This window comes from Paenibacillus sp. J2L1-98, from assembly GCF_056269405.1.
Genome location: NZ_JBWDNW010000001.1, coordinates 712,772 through 731,285 on the forward strand (window position 1 = coordinate 712,772; position 18,514 = coordinate 731,285).

Sequence of the window (18,514 nt, forward strand, 5' to 3'; positions counted from 1 at the left end):
TTGAATTAAGTCATTCAACTCTAATTCTACGATGTATGTTACAGAAACAAGGGATTGCCGCCGGCTATGTCGAATAGTGTCGGGAGTCATTATTCATGAATGAACCAGACGAATTCGAGAGGATAGGAGGATGACGGCATATGTCGTTCTTGTTCAACGCCGGCGATTATCCGACATGCCCCGGCTGTTATTTGATGAAAAATACAGACGGTCACATCCTCTATGTCGGCAAATCCAAAAACTTACGGAGCCGGTTACGCTCATATTTTACGAGAAATCACGCTGACAGAAAAATTAAGCAGCTTGTCGGCGAAATTTCATCCATTGAAGTGGTGCTCGTAAATAACGAAGCCGAGAGCCTACTTCTTGAGAACAACCTCATCAAAATACATAAACCTCCTTACAATCGGGCGTTAAAACGGGATAACAGCGGTTACGCTTATTTACAGCTTACCAATGAGCCTTTTCCGCGACTGGATGTGTATTACCGGAATCGCAGACGGAAACAGACCGGCTTCGCAACCGAAGAAGTAAACCGTTTGGGCCCTTTCAAAAGCGCCGGCTTCCGGGATGCTCTCCTTGAATTTGTAACGGAGCATTACGGCCTCCGCACCTGCAAGACGATGCCCAAGCAAGTTTGCCTGCTGTATCATATCGGGAAATGCAGCGGAATTTGCGAACGTAAAATATCGGAGCAGGATTATTTGGAACGTACGCGTCAAGCATCGGAGCTGCTCGCTAATCGGGGGCTAGGACTGATCGAAACCTTATACGCCCGAATGGAAGTTTATGCCGGCCAGCTTGAGTTTGAAAAGGCGCAGCGGATGCTTCTGAGCATACGCAATCTGGAACAGGCATCAGACAAGCAGATCGTAGACCGCGAGGCCGTTATCGATCAGGATGTGCTTTACTTCGGGGAAACCCATGTGCTGGTTGCGAAGGTTCAAGAAGGCATGCTATGCGATATTCAAATGCTGGAGCTTGACCAAGCGGATGGCGAATCGGCTTGCGACCGGTTTTTATTAGCCCGATATGACGGGGAGAAACCAGATGAATTGATTGTGAACGCAATTGATAACCGCAAGAAAGTTAGTACTTCCTTAAATCGCAGGGGGAAAAAGCCAATGATCATCACACAGCCCAAACGGGGTCTCAAATACGATTTGCTGCAGTTGTGCAAAAAAAACTATGAGTATCGAATAAACCGGAATTGATCCTAGCGAAAAGAAAAGACAAACTTCCCGGAAGAGAAGCTTGTCCAAATCTTACACGTTGGCATTCACTTTAAACGACACGGCTTAAAAAATGCTTTAAAAACCGGTCTGCGTCCACTTCGATGCAGACATCCATATTCGGGCCCGAACCAGGAATGCTTCTAAGATCTCCTACTGTTCTGCCGAGCGAATGCACCCCTTCTACATCAACCTGCACATGCATCGGAACGGTTTTCACAAAATCCGTGTTGATGGCTACGCCAACCGCCAAAGGATCGTGCAGCGCGCACCCGCCTATTCCGGGATAGAAATCTTCATAGGCGCCAATGTAGAATTCCGTCATATCGGCGAGCAAATGACCGATCCGGGTATTTTTATCCCGCCAGCTTTGCAGCTCCTCAAGGGGAAGCAGCGTCTTCATTGTCACGTCGAGACCTACAAGTGTAATCGGAATGCCGGAGCGGAACACGTACTCGGCCGCTTCCGGATCGGCATAAATGTTTGCTTCGGCTGAAGGGGTAATATTCCCGTGCACCGTTACCGCTCCACCCATGATGACGACCTTGTCAACAAGACCGACAATCTCCGGCGCCTTCATAATGGCAAGGGCCAGATTCGTCAGTGTTCCAACCGTAATAATAGTCACTTCCTTGGGATGTCTTTTCACTTGCTCTACGATAAAGTTAGCGGCATGATCGCTTAAGGCTTGGCGCTGCGGTTCTGCGGCAAGCGTATTTCCGATTCCGTCTTCGCCATGAATATAAGTCGTATTTCCTTTCGTCGGATCCCGAAACAGCGGTTTAGCCGCACCCGGAATAACCGGCACGTTGCTGTCTAAGTGTTCCAGCACGACGAGCGTATTGCGGGTAGCTTCCTCCACCGTTACGTTCCCGAAGCAGGTTGTCACACCGAGAACCTCAAGCTCGGGAGAATGAACCGCGTAGGCAATTGCCAGCGAATCGTCAATTCCCGTATCAACATCCAGAACAATCTTCTTCAATTCGTTTCCTCCTCTGATTACGTCAATCTTATAATGAAATGCGCGGGCCTTTAGCTGGTCCGCCGGCAAGCGGAATGCTTCGTGCACGCTTCTGCCGAATGAGCAGTTCCGGCAGCGCTACACCAATTAAAATAACAACAACACCTGTCCATTGGAGCACGGTTACGCGCTCATGCAGGACGACACCTGACATGATCACCGCTACCGGCAGCTCCGCCGCACTTAGGATGGAGGCAAGTCCTCCCCCTGACTTTGGTACTCCTATCGCAAAACAAATCGGAGGAATGACAGCTCCGAACAAAGCAAGCAGAAATCCCCATAACAACAATCCTTCACCCAATGCTCCGTTAATGAAAAATTCCGGAGGATATACGAACATGATAATGACAGCTGAAATAAAAACAATGATCGTGCTTCTTGTAAGAGGAGCTACTTGAAGAGCGGCTTTTCCGCTTAACGTAATAAATAACGCATAAGAAAACGCGGATAACAGCCCCAGTATGACACCTGCCAGCGTAAATTGCTTCCAGCCCCCGTCAACCAGCCCGCCTGCCATTACCGTTCCGGCCAAAACCAGTACTAAGGCGGTCATCTTTTCCTTCCCCGGGCGTTTGCGCTCTACGACGGCTTCGATCAGCACCCCCATCCAAGTGAACTGAAATAACAAGACGATAGCGATGGATGCGGGGATGTATTGCAAGGCGCTGTAATATAAAATGCTTGTCGCTCCCACCGTAATGCCAACTGGAAGAAGCGCAATCAACGACTTTACCGAAACACCCTTCATTACCGGAACATTTTTTAGCCGCCCGACAACCAGCAGAAGCAGCGACATCATGGCGATCCCGAATATCAGCTGGCTGCCTACTACATCATTAGTCGAAAATCCCGAACGATAAGCTAATTTCACAAAGGTTGACAAAAGCCCATAGCTGAGTGCTCCGAACAATAAAATAACAATCGAACGCATCTTTATCTCCTAACTGTATATCCGCGATTGCCCTGCAAGGACATCAATGAATTTATTTATGAAGCGTTCCGAATCGACACGTACGCATACGGAAGCATTGGTTACTGCCTGTGCTCGTCTCAAATCGCCTAACGTAGCTCCTGCGCTTAATTCCCCTTTGGTTTCAATCTTAATCAAATGATCTTCCGTTTCTACAAGCGTCGGATCGACTGCAACCGCAACAGCCATCGGATCGTGAAGCGGAGAGCCGTAAAACCCGTTATGCTCCTTATACGCCTTAAAATAGTATTCCAGTATCTGTTCCACAAATGAGACCATTGGTTCATCGTTAGCCGATACCTGCCGCTTCAATTGCTCCACATGCTCTTCCCGCAAAATCGTTTTCATCGTCACGTCGAGTCCGACCATCGTAATCGGCATGCCCGACTCAAACACGCGATGGGCCGCTTCAGGGTCTCCCCATATATTCGCTTCCGAAACCGGGGTTACATTCCCAGGCACCCGCAGCGCGCCGCCCATCAGTACGAGACGTTTTACTTTTTGGGCGATGGACGGGTCTTTGGCAAGTGCGATCGCCAAATTGGTCAATCTGCCAACGAATACAAGCGTTAATTCCTGTTTATGCTCGTTCACTTTACGTACGATAAAATCGGCAGCGTGCTCTTCGATCGGCTTACGTTTTGGCTCGGGCAGCTTATAGCCGCCTATTCCATTGTTGCCGTGAATGTGTTCAACCGGGCCGAGCCATTCGCGAAACAGCGGGCGTCCTGCGCCCACGGTAACCGGAATATCGGCAGGTGCTCCCGCAAGCTCAAGAACCTGCAGCGTGTTCTGTGTCGCTTGCTCCACACTTACATTTCCGAAGACAGTGGTGATTCCTTCAAGCTGAATATCATCCGACTTCACTGCAAACAGTAAAGCTAATGCGTCGTCGATACCTGTATCAACGTCAATAATCATTCGGGATTTGGTCATCGCTTCCACCTTCTATGCGTATTTTTAAAAAGCATTTATGAGCCTGTACGACTCGTTTAACCTTGCGCCAGCACCATCCGCCTTCTTTTTTTGCGAACGGCGAAGAAGACTAGCGCAATAATTGTAACGACATACGGAATCATTTGAATGAACTGGCTCGGAATCGGGCTTCCCGGCGTTGTCTGTACAAGAGTCGTTACAGCGCTGGCCAATCCGAAAATGACGGATCCGAACAAGATGCCTACCGGGTTTCGATTGCCGAGCAGCACGACGGCGAGTGCAAGAAAGCCTGTGCCGGCTGTCATATCTTTGACAAACATGCTCGTCATGCCCATCGATAAATAAGCCCCGGCCAGCCCGGCAAACACTCCGCTCCAAGCGAGCGCAGAATACTGTATACGGTTTACCGGAATGCCTAACGACTTAGCTGCTTCAGGCGCTTCGCCTACCGAACGCAGATGAACTCCGTAAGGCGTCCGGTATAACATCAGCATACAGAAAATGACAGCAATCAAGGCTAACCATACCATCAAGCTATGTCCGCTTAGCAGCTTGCCGAGAACCGGTATTTGCTGAATAAAAGGAATGTTGATGGTAGGAATGTTTTTCAGATCGCTCGGAGAATAGTTGCCTGCAACTCCGTAAATTCTGCTCATCATGAAAATCGTAAAGCCTGATCCGAAAATGTTAACAGCAAAACCCGCTATGATAATATCTACTTTCAGCTTTATCGAGAAAAAGCCCATTCCGTAACAAATAATGACGGAGGCTGCCACACCGGCAAGCGTTCCAAGAACCCAGCTTCCCGTTGCGGATCCGACTGCGATGGAGGCAAAGGCCGAAATCAGCATCAATCCTTCCAAACCGATATTGATAACGCCGGCGATTTCGGAAATAAGCCCTCCTAAAGCGGATAATAGAATCGGCGTCATAAAACGCAGCAGCACGACGACAAGGGTTAAATCCATGATCTGTGACCAAAGCGCTTGCCACATTTTATTTCACCGCCTTTAATCCATATTTTTGCTTCAGATAGACGAATATCGCCTGGGAAGAAACGAGCAGCACCAGCATAACTTGAATGATAACCGCCACCTCGCGCGGCATGTCGCTGCCGACCTGCATCGTTTGCGCTCCGACCTGAATATAAGCGTATAACAAGGATGCGATCAGAACACCTATAGGATGGTTACGCGCAAGCAGCGCGATAATGATACCGTCAAAGCCCAGTCCGGCCGAAAAATTATCTTTATACGTGCCATGAACACCTAGGATTTCTACAATGCCGGCAAGCCCCGCAAGGGCGCCGCTGATCATAATGCTGGTTAAAACAACTCTATTGGTGGCGATTCCGCCGTATCTGGCAAATTGGCCGCTTTTTCCGACAATACGAAGCTCATAACCGACTTTCGTTTTATACAGCATGAGATAAACAACCACGACCGCTAGCAAGGCGATCGCGATTCCGGCATGCGCCGGTAATCCGGGAAATAGCTTTCCAAGCAGGATTCCCGGGTTTACATACGGCATACGCGCATATCCTCCGCTGCTCGGATCCTTGAATACATTATTAACAAAATAGGAGGTCGCTAAGATCGCCACAAAGTTCAACATAAGCGTCGTTACAATTTCATTGGCGTTCGCATATGTTTTCAATAAACCGGCAATAGCTGCGAATAAAGCACCGCCTGCCATCGCACAAATCAGAACTAGCGGAAGATGAAGCCATGGCGTAAGACCGTGAATATAAACGCCGGCAAGCGCGCCCAAAAATCCGCCGGCGTAAAGCTGCCCTTCCGCGCCCATGCTGAATACGCCCGATTGAAATACGACGGAAAGCGCCAAGCCTGTAAATATGAGTGGGACCGCTTTATTAAGCACCGTCCCGATATTAAATAAATTGGAAACCGGGTCAAGCAGCAATGACGTAAGTGCGCTTAACGGTTCGTCGCTTGTAACCAATATGACCGCAAAACCGCAAAGGAGCGCTAGTATGACAGCTACAGCAATGCCGGCAAACTCCAAAATCGTTGCGTTTCCCTTTTTCATTGAGCCGCCACCTCCTCTTTTTGTTTCTTGATGCCCAGTCCCAGCATATAATACCCGATTTCTGCCTCTGTCAACTCGCTCGTATTTTCCAGTACAGCAACGATTTCGCCTTCGTACACAACGGCAATTCGGTCGCTTAAGGCCATAACCTCCGATAATTCGGCTGAAACGAGCAGCACTGCCGCTCCACCATCCCGTTTTTTGATGATCTCGCGATGGATAAATTCGATGGCTCCGATATCTACACCCCGGGTTGGCTGCGAAGCGATCAGCAGCTTCGGATTTTTCGAAAGCTCGCGGGCGATTACTACTTTTTGCAAGTTGCCTCCGGATAAAGATCCGGCCATCACATCTTCGTTCTGTGCACGAACATCGTAAACATCCATCATAATTTTCGTAAACTGCTTGATTTTCTTTTTGCTCTGGAACGGACCCCATTTAAATTCCGGATTCCGGTAATGGTCTAGAATTAAGTTTTCAGCAATGGTAGACGTTAAGCTGGCCCCTGTCGTTTGCCGGTCTTCCGGAACATGTCCAATTTTCATGGCGCGGATTTGGGCAATGCTTTTTCCAATCAACTCCTCGTTGAAATAGCGTATTTCACCGGAAGTTGCTTTTCGCAGACCAGTAATCGTTTCGACCAGCTCCGTTTGTCCGTTTCCTTCTACGCCGGCAATTCCCACAACCTCGCCAGCCCGAATGTCGAGCGTAATGCCGCATAGTACCGGTGCGCCTTTATCGTCGGAAGCGCAAAGCTCCTTTACGGACAATACGACATCTTGGGGTACGGATGGCTGCTTGTCGACGCGAAACAATATTTCCCTGCCCACCATGAGTCTGGATATTTCTTCGGGATTCGTATCCTTGGTCAACAAAGTGGCGATCGTTTTCCCTGCCTTAAGCACCGTTACCCGGTCTGATATTTCCATTACTTCGCGTAATTTATGAGTGATGAGAATAATCGTATAGCCTTGCTTGATTAGCGCCTTAATCGAGTCAAACAGCTCGTCCGTTTCTTGCGGTGTTAATACGGCTGTCGGCTCGTCCAAAATAATGAGCCGGGCACCCTTATAGAGTACTTTCAATATTTCAACACGCTGTTTCTGGCCAACCGGGATAGTATCTACTTTCGAGTGAGGATCGACCTTAAGTCCATAAGTCCGAATCAGTTTTTCAATTTCCTCACTTTCCTTGATACGGTCTCTGAACAATGAAAACGGACCTTTTCTCGGCTCCTCGCCAAGAACGATATTTTCCGATACGGTAAGCGACGGAGCGAGCATAAAGTGCTGATGAACCATGCCCATCCCGTACTTGATAGCGTCCTTTGGCCCATGAAAAGTAACCGGAGCGCCCTTATATTCGATCGTCCCGCTTGTAGGCGCTTCCAATCCGAACATGATTTTCATGAGCGTTGATTTGCCTGCCCCATTTTCTCCGACCAATGCATGTATTTCGCCTTCGTGTATCGTGAGGTCAACGCCGCGATTGGCTGCTGTTCCATTGGGATAAACTTTATGAATATCTTTCATCTGAAGTAAGATTGACATAATGACCTCCGTTATTTCAAGATCGATTTAACCTGAATCTCTCCGCTCTTCATTTTCTGCTCGATATCGATCATTTTGTCCTGAATCGTTTTTGGAACATTACTGTTGAAAAGATCGTCCTTGGCAAGACCAACTCCGCCTTCTTTAATGCCAAGCACCTCATTTGTGCCAAAAGGCAATTTGCCTTGTTTATACAAATCCAGCGCTCGGAAAACGGAAGCATCGATATTTTTCATCATCGAAGTTAGAACGCTTCCAGGATAAAGCGGGTTTTGGTTGCCGTCGACGCCAATCGTGTATTTCCCTGCAGCTTTACCCGCTTCCAGCACGCCAAGTCCGCCTCCACCGGCAACCTGGTAAACCACATCGACTTTTTGCGCATTAAATTGCGAAATCGCAAGCTCCTTGCCTTTAGGCGCGTTGGCAAAATCTCCGATGTAAGAAGCGACAATTTTCACGGCCGGATCGACGTACTGCGCGCCTTGCTCGTAGCCCGCTTTAAAATCATTAATAATAGGAACGTCCATACCGCCTACAAATCCAATCACTCTTTCAGGGTTTGACGCTTTCAGCTCCGTGTTTGTCGTTACTAGCGATGCGAATGCACCCGCCAAAAAGGAGCCTTCGCTTTGGGAGTATAGCATCGAGTAAATATTCGGAACATCTTTAACGACCTCATCGAAGAAAATGAACTTTTCATCCGGGTACCTGCCCGCAATATCTTTGACGATATCAATCATTTGGCTCGTACCGGCAACGACTACATCATATTTTTTGCTGGAGACGAGCGATTCCAATCCTGCTGCCCAGTCGGCCTGGTTAGATCCGCCTTGTACTGTCTTCACCTCGATGCCAAGCTCTTTGCCCGCTTTTTGCATGCCTCGTTCCGTGGAATCGAAGAAACCTTTGTCTCCTAATGTACCGTTAACGTAAAAGACAGCTTTGTTTTTTTCCGGATCATTCCCCGCACTTGTCGGGGTATCCGACTCCTTTCCACAGGCTGCCAATACAAGCAGAAAAGCGAGCAGCAATACGCCAATCGACCAACGTTTATTGTTTTTCATTCAAAATTCCCCCTTTAAATAGTTGCAAAGCTCTACCGCGTTTCCATAACCCATGCAGCTTCCAGCAGCTCATGCTTGTGCTCCAAATGATGGTTTGCCTTCCTCACCCCTTTCAATTCTGAGCAGCGCCATTCAAGGAGGACTTCACTACGATTTCCCCGCTGGCAATCTTGCTTTCAATATCTTTCATCTTTTCCTTGATATCGTTTGGGACGTACTTCTCATACAGCTCGTCCCGGGCAATTCCGATCCCGATCTCCTTCACGCCGAGCACCTCCGTCGTACCGAAAGGAAGCGAACCGCCGCGGATTTTGCTTAAAGCTCGGAATACGGACTCATCCAGATTTTTGAGCATCGAGGTGAGCACACTGCCCGGATACAGCGGATTTTGGTTGCTGTCGACTCCGATCGTGTATTTACCGGCTTCATTCCCCGCTTTCAGCAGCCCAAATCCCGCCGCGCCGGCTACGTTGTAAATGATGTCGACCTGCGACAAGTACTGCTTCGCCGCCAATTCCTCCGCCTTGCCTTGGTTTACAAAATCGCCGACATAAGACGCAGCCACCTGCACCTCCGGATCGATATACAAAGCGCCCTGCTCGTAACCGGACTTGAAATCGTTAATGATTTCGTCGTCCTCGCCTCCGATGAAGCCGATTTTTTTATCGGAATTTGCCCCGCTCAGCTCCGGGCTTGTTGTAACCATCGCCGCGAATGCGCCGGCGAGGAACGAGCCCTCGCTCTGCGAGCAGATCATCGCGTACACGTTCGGTATTCCTTGAATCGTATCGTCATAGAATACAAATTGCTGCTCGGGATAACGAACTGCCAGCTCCTTAACCACTTCTCTCATTTTCGACGTGCCGGCTATGATGACATCGTATAATCCGGAGGCGGCCAGCTTCTCAAGACCGGGCTCCCAGGCAGCGGAATCCTCGCCTCCTTCGACGCTTGATGTTTCGAAGCCGAATACGTATTCGGCTTTTTTAAGTCCCCGGTCGGCTGAATCGAAGAAGCCCTTGTCTCCCAGCTTGCCGCTGACATAATGCACGACCTTGAGGTATTCATGATGAGCGGGCGTATTATCCGATGTGTCCGCTTTTGCCGGCTCCTGCCGCTTGGGCGAATCGGCGCCGCTGCAGCCAACCACTGCCGATAAGAAGATGGCAGCCATCATGACACATATTCCTTTTTTCTGTCTCATTACCGCTCCCCCTTAACTGTTGTCTGCCATTGTTTCGTTTATCAGTTTGTACTCTGCAAGCGATTACAATACAAATTTATCATGCATATCCTGCTGAAAAAACAGACAGACCGTCGAATTAGGGTGTAAAAATCATGCACGTTTTTTCGAGTTGCCTGAATTGAGCATGTTTTGCTAAGGTATACTTACATTACTAGATAAGCCTTGTTGCAGGCTGGAGGTATCGCACCAGATGTTCAGGAACTCGATTTTTGCCAAGCTCCTTTTATCGTTCCTGCTGCTTTCGACCATACCGCTTATGCTGTCGGGCTTATTTACGCTATCAGGCTCCGAACGTACGCTGAATGAGAAGCTCCAAAGGGAAACGATCAATATACTTGATCAAAAGCTGAAAACGTTATCTTTTTACATTGCCGATATGCGGCGCATGGGAGATGCGATCGCCCTGGATCCGAACGTTTCGGCTTTCTTAATCGCGCCGGACGCCGCAGCCGGACAAGCATTAGTCCCCGATTTGGATCGGTTGTTGTCGGCTACACATGCGATTCGCCCGGAAAATATCGGGATGACGCTGATTAACGACCGCGGTCTCATCCATGCTTACGGCTATGAATTACGTCGTGACGCCACCCGGCAAAGCGACTTTCAATGGCTTGCTGCTAGCGAGGACAAGACGGGTTTGTATTCAATTTCCCAGATGCACGACCGTTCCTATAGCGCTCGCGAGCCGGCTCAACCCGTCTTTTCATTCATCCGCAGCATCGGTAACCCAGAGTCCGAAGCTCATGGTATTTTGATCATCGATTTTAAAATCGAAGTGCTGCGGGATTTGTTGAAAAACATTTTCCTGATGGGCGACATATACAACGATTACGCTTCCGGTGTTATTATTACCGACCGGGTCGGAGAAATCCTATACCCGTATCCCGCCGGTCTCTTTGTAGAGGAAGATTACAAACGTCTGGAGCATAATTACTTTCTCATTCAGCGCTACGACAAAACGACGGATTGGAATTTTACAGCCTATTTTTTAAAAAGCGAGCTCTACAAGCCGATTTACGGCCTCCGTCAGGTTGCGCACTCGATTACGATCGGCAGCATTGTCGTATGCGTGATCGTTTCGCTCATTTTATCGGACAGAATTTCCAAGCCTATTTTGCAGCTCCGCAATCTGATGAGAAAGGTTGGCCGGGGCGACTTCGACGTTCATTATCAAGGCAGATCACGGGATGAGATCGGCGCGCTAGGCCACGGCTTCAACACGATGGTGAGCCGTATTCAAGATTTGGTTGCACAGGTGTACGAAGAGCAGGATCAGAAGCGCCGCGCCGAGGTGACCGCGATGCAGTCGCAGATCAATCCGCATTTTCTGTACAACACGCTGGAATCGATTAATTCGCTGGCCCGCAAAACAAAGCAGCAGGAAATCAGCCGGATGATCGTTCTGCTCGGCAAGCTGCTGCGGATGAGCATCAGCACCTTCGAAGATATGATTCCGATCGAGAAAGAGGTCGCTTACGCGCGCCAATATCTCGAAATTCACAAGCTGCGGATGAAGGAAGGCTTTGAGTACGACATTCAGATCGATCCGCTGCTGCTTGAGCTGTATACGATCAAATGGATTTTGCAGCCCGTCATTGAGAACGCCGTCATTCATGGACTCGATCCGAAGCAGCATGCAGGGAAAATTGAGGTGAAGGGCTGGCGGGACGGCGATGACGTTTACATCAGCGTCAGCGACCAAGGCGTCGGCATGCATGCGGGGGCAATTGGGCAACTGAATAACGATCTGGAGCACCGGGCGGTCGAGATGGCTAAGCATCATGGAAAAGTAGGTTTATTTAATGTACAATCGCGCATTAAGCTGTATTTTGGGCCGAATTACGGCATACACGTGAAAAGCGAACGAGGGCAAGGCATGACCGTGACGTTCAAGCTGCCGAGGAAGGGGCCGACATGAAGAAAATAAAACTATTGATCGTCGATGATGAATGGATCATTGCGGACAGTTTAAGCTCGATGGAAGAATGGGACGAGAGGCATATCGAGGTCGTCGGCATCGCCCACAACGGATACGACGCTATTCGTTATTTGGAGGCGGAGCCGATCCAGCTCGTCATATCCGATATCCGCATGCCGGATATGGACGGACTGCAGCTGCTTCAATACATTTACGAAGAAATGCCAAATACTGAGGTTATCCTGATTAGCGGGTATGAAGATTTCACCTATGTAAGAACAGCGCTGAGATACGGGGCCAAAGGATATATTTTGAAGCCTATCGACACCGATGAGCTTCTCGAGAACGTAGATCGTCTTTTAGCACCAAGCCGTCCAAAAAACGGAGCCGACAGCGATGCCATTGAGCCCGAGCTCCCGCTGACGTATCATAAGGAAATCGTACGCAAAGCGAAACATTTTATCCAAGATAATCTGCATACTCCGCTCTCGCTCTCCGATGTGGCAGCGACCGTCCATTTGACGGCACACTACTTCGGACAAATTTTCAAAAGTGAGAGCGGTCTGCTCTTCAACTCGTATTTGACTCAGGTTAGGATGGAGAAAGCGTGTGAACTTCTTAAGCATTCGGGTCTCAAAATATACGAAATATGCGAACAGGTCGGCTATGTCGATCCGAAGTATTTTGCCAAAGTATTTCAGAAGCAATTCGGCATGACCCCTAACGAATTCCGGTTGAAGAAGTGAGCGTGACGGCGGAGGCCGGAGCTAGCTCATAGTGAAGAGGCTATCACAGAAGGTCTATGACCGGTGATAGTCTCTTTTTACGCTTCCCTGGATGAAGCCACATCCTGACGGATCGCACATTACCATCCCCGCGCTCAAGCGTAGGAGCAAATATCTATAAAATGGCCGTGCCACTCTTTTAAGCAAATTAATAGCTTAGATTAAGCCATAAAAAAGGAGGGTTAATCCTTTGACCGCATGTAGACCTTCGCCATCATTTCATTTCGCTTATGTCACGAATTTTAACGATGATACCGTGTCGGTGATTGATACCCGGACAAAAAAGGTCAAGGCAACAATCAAGACCGGTCGTGGACCTTTTGAGATTGCTGTTACACCCGATAGGAAGTATGCTTATGTTGTCAATAAAAGCGATAACACCGCTCAAGTAATTAAAAGAAAATCAAATACAATTATCCGCACCATCCGGGTCGGAAACGCTCCATCGGATGTAGGTACATCGCGAAACTTCGTCTATGTTACGAACTCGGCTGACAATACCGTTTCAGTAATTTGTATAAAGAAACAAAGAGTCGTTAAAACGATAAAGGTTGGAAAAAACCCGGTAGGAGTAACCATTACTCCTAAGAAGTGCGGCTTAAGAACTTTAGGATTTGTAAGTAATCACGACAGCAATACGATTTCTATTTTCAATGTGAAAAACAACAAGGTTATCGATACGATAAAAGCCGGCGTCGGCCCGGATCAAATTGCTTTCACGATGAACCGCAAATTAGCTTATGTCACCACGGATAATAATGTTTTGGTTATAGGTATTCATAGTCGAAGGATCCTAAAAAAGATTCAAGTTGGACGTAAACCGATCGGTGTAGCCATAACCCCTGACAATAAATTTGCCTACGTCGGTAATGAAGGGGATAACACGGTTTCCGTCATAAAACAAATAAATAACAAGGTGATAGCTACCATTCCGGTGGGGATCAAACCCGGTATTGTAGCCATCACACAAGATAGTAAATATGCTTATGTTGCTAATTTTGGAGAAAATTCAGTTTCTGTTATAAGAATTAGGGATAATAAGGTTATTAAGACGATAAAAGTAGGAAATGCAGCATCTGGGCTTGCTATTATCCCTTTATAGATGGCATTGAAAACATTAATAGTACGATTTGGGGTAATCCTGGCTCATTGCGTAAATGAAAGATGACTGCATGTGTGATCGGCGTTCTGGTGGGTAAGATTCTTAAGTTAACGGGAAACGAAAGTAGAGGAGCTCGCTTTGATGCGGCTCCTTTTTTATTGAAGTAACGGGTAGTTTAACGGAATACCCTCCGAAACATTTGTCCTTATTTATCGTCTGAGTAGGAGCTAACCTTTCATAAAAAGGCTTCTGTAACTCTATGAAGTGCCAATACCTATGAGACCGTCCGATCATAGAATAGAGAATAAGCAGCAGGCACGGCTAATGCCGCCTCGAATCGTAACGAAAGAAAGGAATGCTAACTTATATGGGATGCCAAATCGGACGGGTCGTCATCGTTAACAACGCAGGAACGATTATATTTGGAGATGTAGCAAACTTAAATATAAAAATAATCACTACTTCTACCACCGGAGCTGACGGCTCTACTAGCGAATCAAGTACTGTCGAGTGCGCCGGGCCGGCACAGAATGCGAATAAAGCTTCGGAAACCGGTACTGTTTCGGCCAAATCCTCCAATAAATACCGACATAAGAAGAAGTAGCTTCATCTTCCTAAGATTCCTTTGCCTCCATGCTTGCTAAGCTCACGTGACTTTTTCTGCTGAAATAATCAAGAACATCGGTCTTCGAATTTCATCTTTCATCGCCGGATCATTTGCCAACATCTTATCGGATGGCATTGGTTCCTTAATGGCTTTCAACGCAAATCCAGCACCGATTAAGTCATTCATATAGGTTGAGATTGTACGATGATATTTCATTACATTATCTGTTAAAAACGAAGTTTTTCGCATTCCCTCCGACTGATAATGATCGACCGGCCAATGCAGGCGGTTTCCTTGCTCATCGAGATGCCAATCCTGTTCCTTTCGGGAAGTAAATATTGGATGCTCTACGGAAAAAACGAAAGCTCCACCCGGCTTTAGACAATTATGTACCTTCTTGCAAATTGCTTGGAATGATTCAATATAGTGAAAAGCTAATGAACTGATAACTATATCAAATGGTGAATCAGAGAAATCAATGTCCTCAATCGGCAATTGTATGTATGAAATGGCAGGGTCATCTGTTTGTTCACGCGCCTTTTGAAGCATGTTTGCAGAAATATCAACTCCTACGACTGAACTTGCTTGCTGCCCGCGCGCAAATCGACAATGCCAGCCATAACCGCAGCCTAAGTCAAGAACATGTTTATTTCGCAGCTCCGGCAATAATGATTTAAACACATGCCATTCTCCCGCAGCTTCAAGTCCATGGATGGAACGCGGCATTTGCTTATAGGCCGAAAAGAAATTTGAATCATCATATTTGTTTTGTTTCATCAGATCCACGTCTCCTATTCTCTAAACGATGTTAAATCTATACTAACGCATTATAGCGGAGAAAAGACAGCCAAAACTGGCTGCCTTTTCCTGATGATTAAACAAGCGGTGCTTGAATCAATGTTGTGAACTTAAATGGGTGAACATGACCATCATTAAATGTCGTTTGGCCTGTTACAAAATGTACATGTTTGCCATTTCCGACCGGAATAGCCGGCCCTGTTCGAATCTTTTTCAGTTTATGAAAATGGTTAAAGAAATCCGTGTTCGTTAGATCAATTTCATGGACATGGCTTTTCCCTACTCGAATCGCTTGACCTGTAACGCCTGCAAAGCGATGGTTATGCCGGTCATCGCCTTCTTCAGCCAGTTGAGTACTGCCTTCAAATTCATGCACGTGCCGCTGTACTTTTTTGCAGCTTCTCGTTTTCTTCCTTAATCCCGTTTTTTTCCTATACATCCATTGCATGCCTCCTAATGATTACGTGACCCACAATACATTTTGTGACCCACAACATCCTATTAAGGCAAACAAGTATATGTGCTAGGCAGTTATCAACGGTTCTTGTAATATTTTATAAGTTTGTTTTCACCGTTCCGCTTTGTGCTCATTAGTTCGAAGTTTGTCAGTGTATAGCTCTCATCGAATTGTCCTCCCTGTAAGATCAGATTGATTACCCGTATTCTTATAATTGCCGGACCCTACGCGCGGACGAAGCATGCTTCCAACAAGCCGAAGACCCTGCTTTCGCGTCATGAATCGTGATAGCTGTGCCCCTAAATAATTTTGAACACCCGGAACGACATACAGCTTCCCTTCCTTCAATGCGCGAAGCGCAACCTCTACAACTCTTTCCGGAGTGTCTTTCTTTCCGACGGAAGCTTCTTCCGCCCCTACGACATTAAAGAAACTGGTATCCGTCGATCCGGGGCAAAGTGCAAAAAATTTTATGCCGCGGTTGCGGTTTTCCCACCATAATGCTTGAGTAAACGACAAGACGAAAGCTTTCGTCGCCCCATATACGGCCATATAGGGAAGTGGTTGAAATCCGGCGGTTGAAGCAACATTGATAACTGCACCTGAGCTTTTGCGCAGCATGTCCGGCAAGAACAAGTGGGTCATATCGACAACAGCGGCGACATTGAGCATTACCTCTTCATGCTGACGCTCACCTGATACTTGTTCAAACAAACCATGTGTAGCAAAACCTGCATTGTTGATCAGCAGTTCGATATCCACTTTCAAAAGTTGACATTGTTGATACAAATCGCTGGGTGCACCCTCTTTCGCAAGATCCATCGCGATCACCTCGGCTTTGATGCCATGCCTCTTTCTGAGCTCTGATGCCAGGCTCTCAAGCTTGCTCTTCGACCTTGCCACGAGTACCAAATGGCTGCCTTGTTTGGCCAATTGTCTCGCGAATTGCTCGCCAATACCAGAAGATGCTCCCGTGACGAGCGCCCATTTTCCTTGCCTTGTCATAGAACAACTCTCCTTTTCGGATACAATGTTATATCGAAGAAACAATGTTGCCAAATGTCCGAAAACAATCCACAATACCTAAGAAATTAGGGAATCGTTATTCCACTTCGGTAACACTGTTTCTGTTGAGGTTCATTGTAATATCCCTTTTCTGGAAAGTCAATACGATCTTTGAACAGCCGATGTCTCGTTGACAACTGCCCATCAACTGTATAAAATTCCTGATAAGAGAGCAAGAAACTTTGTTTCCTGACGAAAACATAATAACCGAAGGTGATGATTATGAGCGAGCAGGATATCTCCTCCAATGCGAATACACGAATTTTGAAAACTTACCAAGAGGCTCGCTTGCAAAATATTGAAAATCTCCGCAGGCTCGTTGTTGATGCTGCGGCAACACTCTTGCAGGAAGAGGGCCCGGAAGCCGTTACGGTACGTAAAGTAGCGCAGAAAATGGATTGCTCGACAAAAATCATCTACAGCTTATTTGTCAATAAAGAGGGGCTGGCTCAGCAATTGTATCTGGAGGGTTGTAAGATTCTCGCTAACGAATTCGAGCGGACGCCGCAGGCTGCTAATCCGGTACAATATTTGCTGAATATAGGCGAAACCTATTGGGATTTCGGGCAGCGTTACTCCAGCTATTATAAGCTGATGTTCGGAGGAGCCTTCGCAGATTTCAAACCGGATGAGGAAAGCCTGCATGGCACCGTTACAGCCATGCGGCAATTATTGACCTTAATCAGCCATGCGCAAGAGCAAAGACTGATTCCCGGCCAGTATGACGCGGAATCCGTTGTGCGTATAGTCTGGGCCTCGCTCCACGGCGTTATTCATCTTTACATGGGCGGACACTTGGGGGATGTACAATCGGCCCATGCAGTATACAGGCAAACATTGTCTTTGCTTGTCGGCTCGCTGCTGCCGGATCATAGCACCTAAAGGGTGATCTTGATCCGATCGAATAAATAAGCGTTGACCTGTGGCAGTCGACGCTTATTTATTATGGATCCCCTACAGTATCCACATAAAGGAAATTGGGTGAGTAATTATAAAACCATATCTAATCTTTGACTTCGACGGGACGATTGTGCAATCGAAATTATTGGCTATCCAACTTTTTAATGAGCTTTCCGGAAAGTATGGCGGTCGAAAGATCGACCAAAAAGATATTGCCCATCTATCGGACTTATCGATTCCTGCTCGTTTACGAGCTTTAAACGTCCCCCTGCATAAGCTTCCGGCTTTAATTATTGAAGCGAAACGCGAGTATAAAAAAAGAGTCGTTGGCCTTCAACCGGTGGCAGGAATACGGGGAATTCTTTTTGAACTTAAAGACAATGGTTATTCGTTAGGGATTCTTTCATCAAACACAACTGAAAATATTCAGATGTTTCTTGATGTTCACGAATTAACCGTCTTCGACTTCATCCATTCAGCCACTAATCTTTTTGGAAAACATAAAGCTATTACAAATATGGCTCGAAGGTTTCAGATTGATCGTAATCAAATGCTTTACGTTGGCGATGAGCTGCGAGACGTTCAAGCTTGTAAAAAAATTGGTGTGAAGAGCGTTGCGGTGACGTGGGGATTTGATTCTGTCCATTTACTGGCTGCAGCAAAACCGGACTTCTTATGTGATTCTCCTCAAGCCTTCGCCGATCTTCTTCGCAAAGGAGTATAATTATACGTTATTTTGGAGGATCGTGACGTCTTACAACAAAAGAGGGTAACATAAATGTCACCCTCTTAATAAAACTATTGTAAATAACTA

General features: G+C 47.1%; 17 protein-coding genes. 6 read left to right on the top strand and 11 right to left on the bottom strand.

The genetic code is table 11. The features are described from left to right. The first annotated feature begins 140 nt into the window (after positions 1-140). Positions 141-1,214 (top strand): GIY-YIG nuclease family protein, encoded by a 1,074-nt coding sequence (locus AC0YNZ_RS03330; RefSeq protein WP_475825242.1) that lies wholly within the window; start codon positions 141-143, stop codon positions 1,212-1,214. 70 nt (positions 1,215-1,284) lie between these two features. On the opposite strand, the gene AC0YNZ_RS03335 is transcribed toward AC0YNZ_RS03330, so the two are convergent. The 8 genes from AC0YNZ_RS03335 to AC0YNZ_RS03370 all read right to left on the bottom strand — a co-directional run bounded on the left by AC0YNZ_RS03335 (position 1,285) and on the right by AC0YNZ_RS03370 (position 10,026). Continuing rightward, the gene (locus tag AC0YNZ_RS03335) at positions 1,285-2,214 is read right to left on the bottom strand and encodes a nucleoside hydrolase (RefSeq protein WP_475825243.1); all 930 of its coding nucleotides are present in this window, start codon (positions 2,212-2,214) and stop codon (positions 1,285-1,287) included. Positions 2,215-2,242: 28 nt separating this feature from the next. Next, positions 2,243-3,184 carry an EamA family transporter gene (locus tag AC0YNZ_RS03340; protein WP_475825244.1) on the bottom strand — a complete coding sequence of 314 codons (942 nt, stop codon included), beginning with the start codon at positions 3,182-3,184 and terminating at the stop codon, positions 2,243-2,245. A 9-nt stretch (positions 3,185-3,193) separates the two neighbouring features. Continuing rightward, positions 3,194-4,159 carry a nucleoside hydrolase gene (locus AC0YNZ_RS03345; RefSeq protein ID WP_475825245.1) on the bottom strand — a complete coding sequence of 322 codons (966 nt, stop codon included), beginning with the start codon at positions 4,157-4,159 and terminating at the stop codon, positions 3,194-3,196. A gap of 56 nt (positions 4,160-4,215) precedes the next feature. Further along, the gene (locus AC0YNZ_RS03350; RefSeq protein WP_475825246.1) at positions 4,216-5,154 is read right to left on the bottom strand and encodes an ABC transporter permease; all 939 of its coding nucleotides are present in this window, start codon (positions 5,152-5,154) and stop codon (positions 4,216-4,218) included. A 1-nt stretch (position 5,155) separates the two neighbouring features. Continuing rightward, the gene (locus tag AC0YNZ_RS03355; protein WP_475825247.1) at positions 5,156-6,208 is read right to left on the bottom strand and encodes an ABC transporter permease; all 1,053 of its coding nucleotides are present in this window, start codon (positions 6,206-6,208) and stop codon (positions 5,156-5,158) included. Then, positions 6,205-7,758 carry an ABC transporter ATP-binding protein gene (locus AC0YNZ_RS03360; RefSeq protein ID WP_475825248.1) on the bottom strand — a complete coding sequence of 518 codons (1,554 nt, stop codon included), beginning with the start codon at positions 7,756-7,758 and terminating at the stop codon, positions 6,205-6,207. Before AC0YNZ_RS03360 ends, AC0YNZ_RS03355 begins: the two co-directional genes overlap by 4 nt. An 11-nt stretch (positions 7,759-7,769) precedes the next feature. Next, the gene (locus AC0YNZ_RS03365; protein ID WP_475825249.1) at positions 7,770-8,822 is read right to left on the bottom strand and encodes a BMP family lipoprotein; all 1,053 of its coding nucleotides are present in this window, start codon (positions 8,820-8,822) and stop codon (positions 7,770-7,772) included. A 112-nt stretch (positions 8,823-8,934) separates the two neighbouring features. Then, on the bottom strand, positions 8,935-10,026 hold the full coding sequence (locus AC0YNZ_RS03370) for a BMP family lipoprotein (RefSeq protein WP_475825250.1): 1,092 nt from the start codon (positions 10,024-10,026) through the stop codon (positions 8,935-8,937). Between the two features lie 232 nt (positions 10,027-10,258). On the opposite strand from AC0YNZ_RS03370, the gene AC0YNZ_RS03375 reads away from it, so the two are divergent. From AC0YNZ_RS03375 to AC0YNZ_RS03385, 3 genes are all read left to right on the top strand, one after another. Continuing rightward, entirely contained in the window at positions 10,259-11,986 is a 1,728-nt protein-coding gene (locus AC0YNZ_RS03375; RefSeq protein ID WP_475825251.1) for a cache domain-containing sensor histidine kinase, read from the top strand. After that, the gene (locus AC0YNZ_RS03380; RefSeq protein WP_475825252.1) at positions 11,983-12,732 is read left to right on the top strand and encodes a response regulator transcription factor; all 750 of its coding nucleotides are present in this window, start codon (positions 11,983-11,985) and stop codon (positions 12,730-12,732) included. The genes AC0YNZ_RS03375 and AC0YNZ_RS03380 overlap by 4 nt, the downstream gene beginning before the upstream one ends. Positions 12,733-12,961: 229 nt before the next feature. Further along, complete coding sequence (locus tag AC0YNZ_RS03385; RefSeq protein WP_475825253.1) at positions 12,962-13,873, top strand: YVTN family beta-propeller repeat protein; 912 nt, start codon at positions 12,962-12,964, stop codon at positions 13,871-13,873. A 646-nt stretch (positions 13,874-14,519) separates the two neighbouring features. Here AC0YNZ_RS03385 and AC0YNZ_RS03390 read toward each other — a convergent pair. The 3 genes from AC0YNZ_RS03390 to AC0YNZ_RS03400 form a co-directional block, all read right to left on the bottom strand. After that, positions 14,520-15,257 carry a class I SAM-dependent methyltransferase gene (locus AC0YNZ_RS03390; protein ID WP_475825254.1) on the bottom strand — a complete coding sequence of 246 codons (738 nt, stop codon included), beginning with the start codon at positions 15,255-15,257 and terminating at the stop codon, positions 14,520-14,522. A 97-nt stretch (positions 15,258-15,354) separates the two neighbouring features. Continuing rightward, complete coding sequence (locus tag AC0YNZ_RS03395; RefSeq protein ID WP_475825255.1) at positions 15,355-15,717, bottom strand: YmaF family protein; 363 nt, start codon at positions 15,715-15,717, stop codon at positions 15,355-15,357. Between the two features lie 180 nt (positions 15,718-15,897). Beyond that, positions 15,898-16,740 (bottom strand): SDR family NAD(P)-dependent oxidoreductase, encoded by an 843-nt coding sequence (locus AC0YNZ_RS03400; RefSeq protein ID WP_475825256.1) that lies wholly within the window; start codon positions 16,738-16,740, stop codon positions 15,898-15,900. A 282-nt stretch (positions 16,741-17,022) separates the two neighbouring features. On the opposite strand from AC0YNZ_RS03400, the gene AC0YNZ_RS03405 reads away from it, so the two are divergent. After that, positions 17,023-17,682 (top strand): TetR/AcrR family transcriptional regulator, encoded by a 660-nt coding sequence (locus AC0YNZ_RS03405; RefSeq protein ID WP_475825257.1) that lies wholly within the window; start codon positions 17,023-17,025, stop codon positions 17,680-17,682. 124 nt (positions 17,683-17,806) lie between these two features. Continuing rightward, positions 17,807-18,424: an HAD-IA family hydrolase gene (locus tag AC0YNZ_RS03410; protein ID WP_475825503.1), complete on the top strand. Its 618-nt coding sequence runs from the start codon at positions 17,807-17,809 to the stop codon at positions 18,422-18,424. The last annotated feature ends 90 nt before the right edge of the window (positions 18,425-18,514 follow it).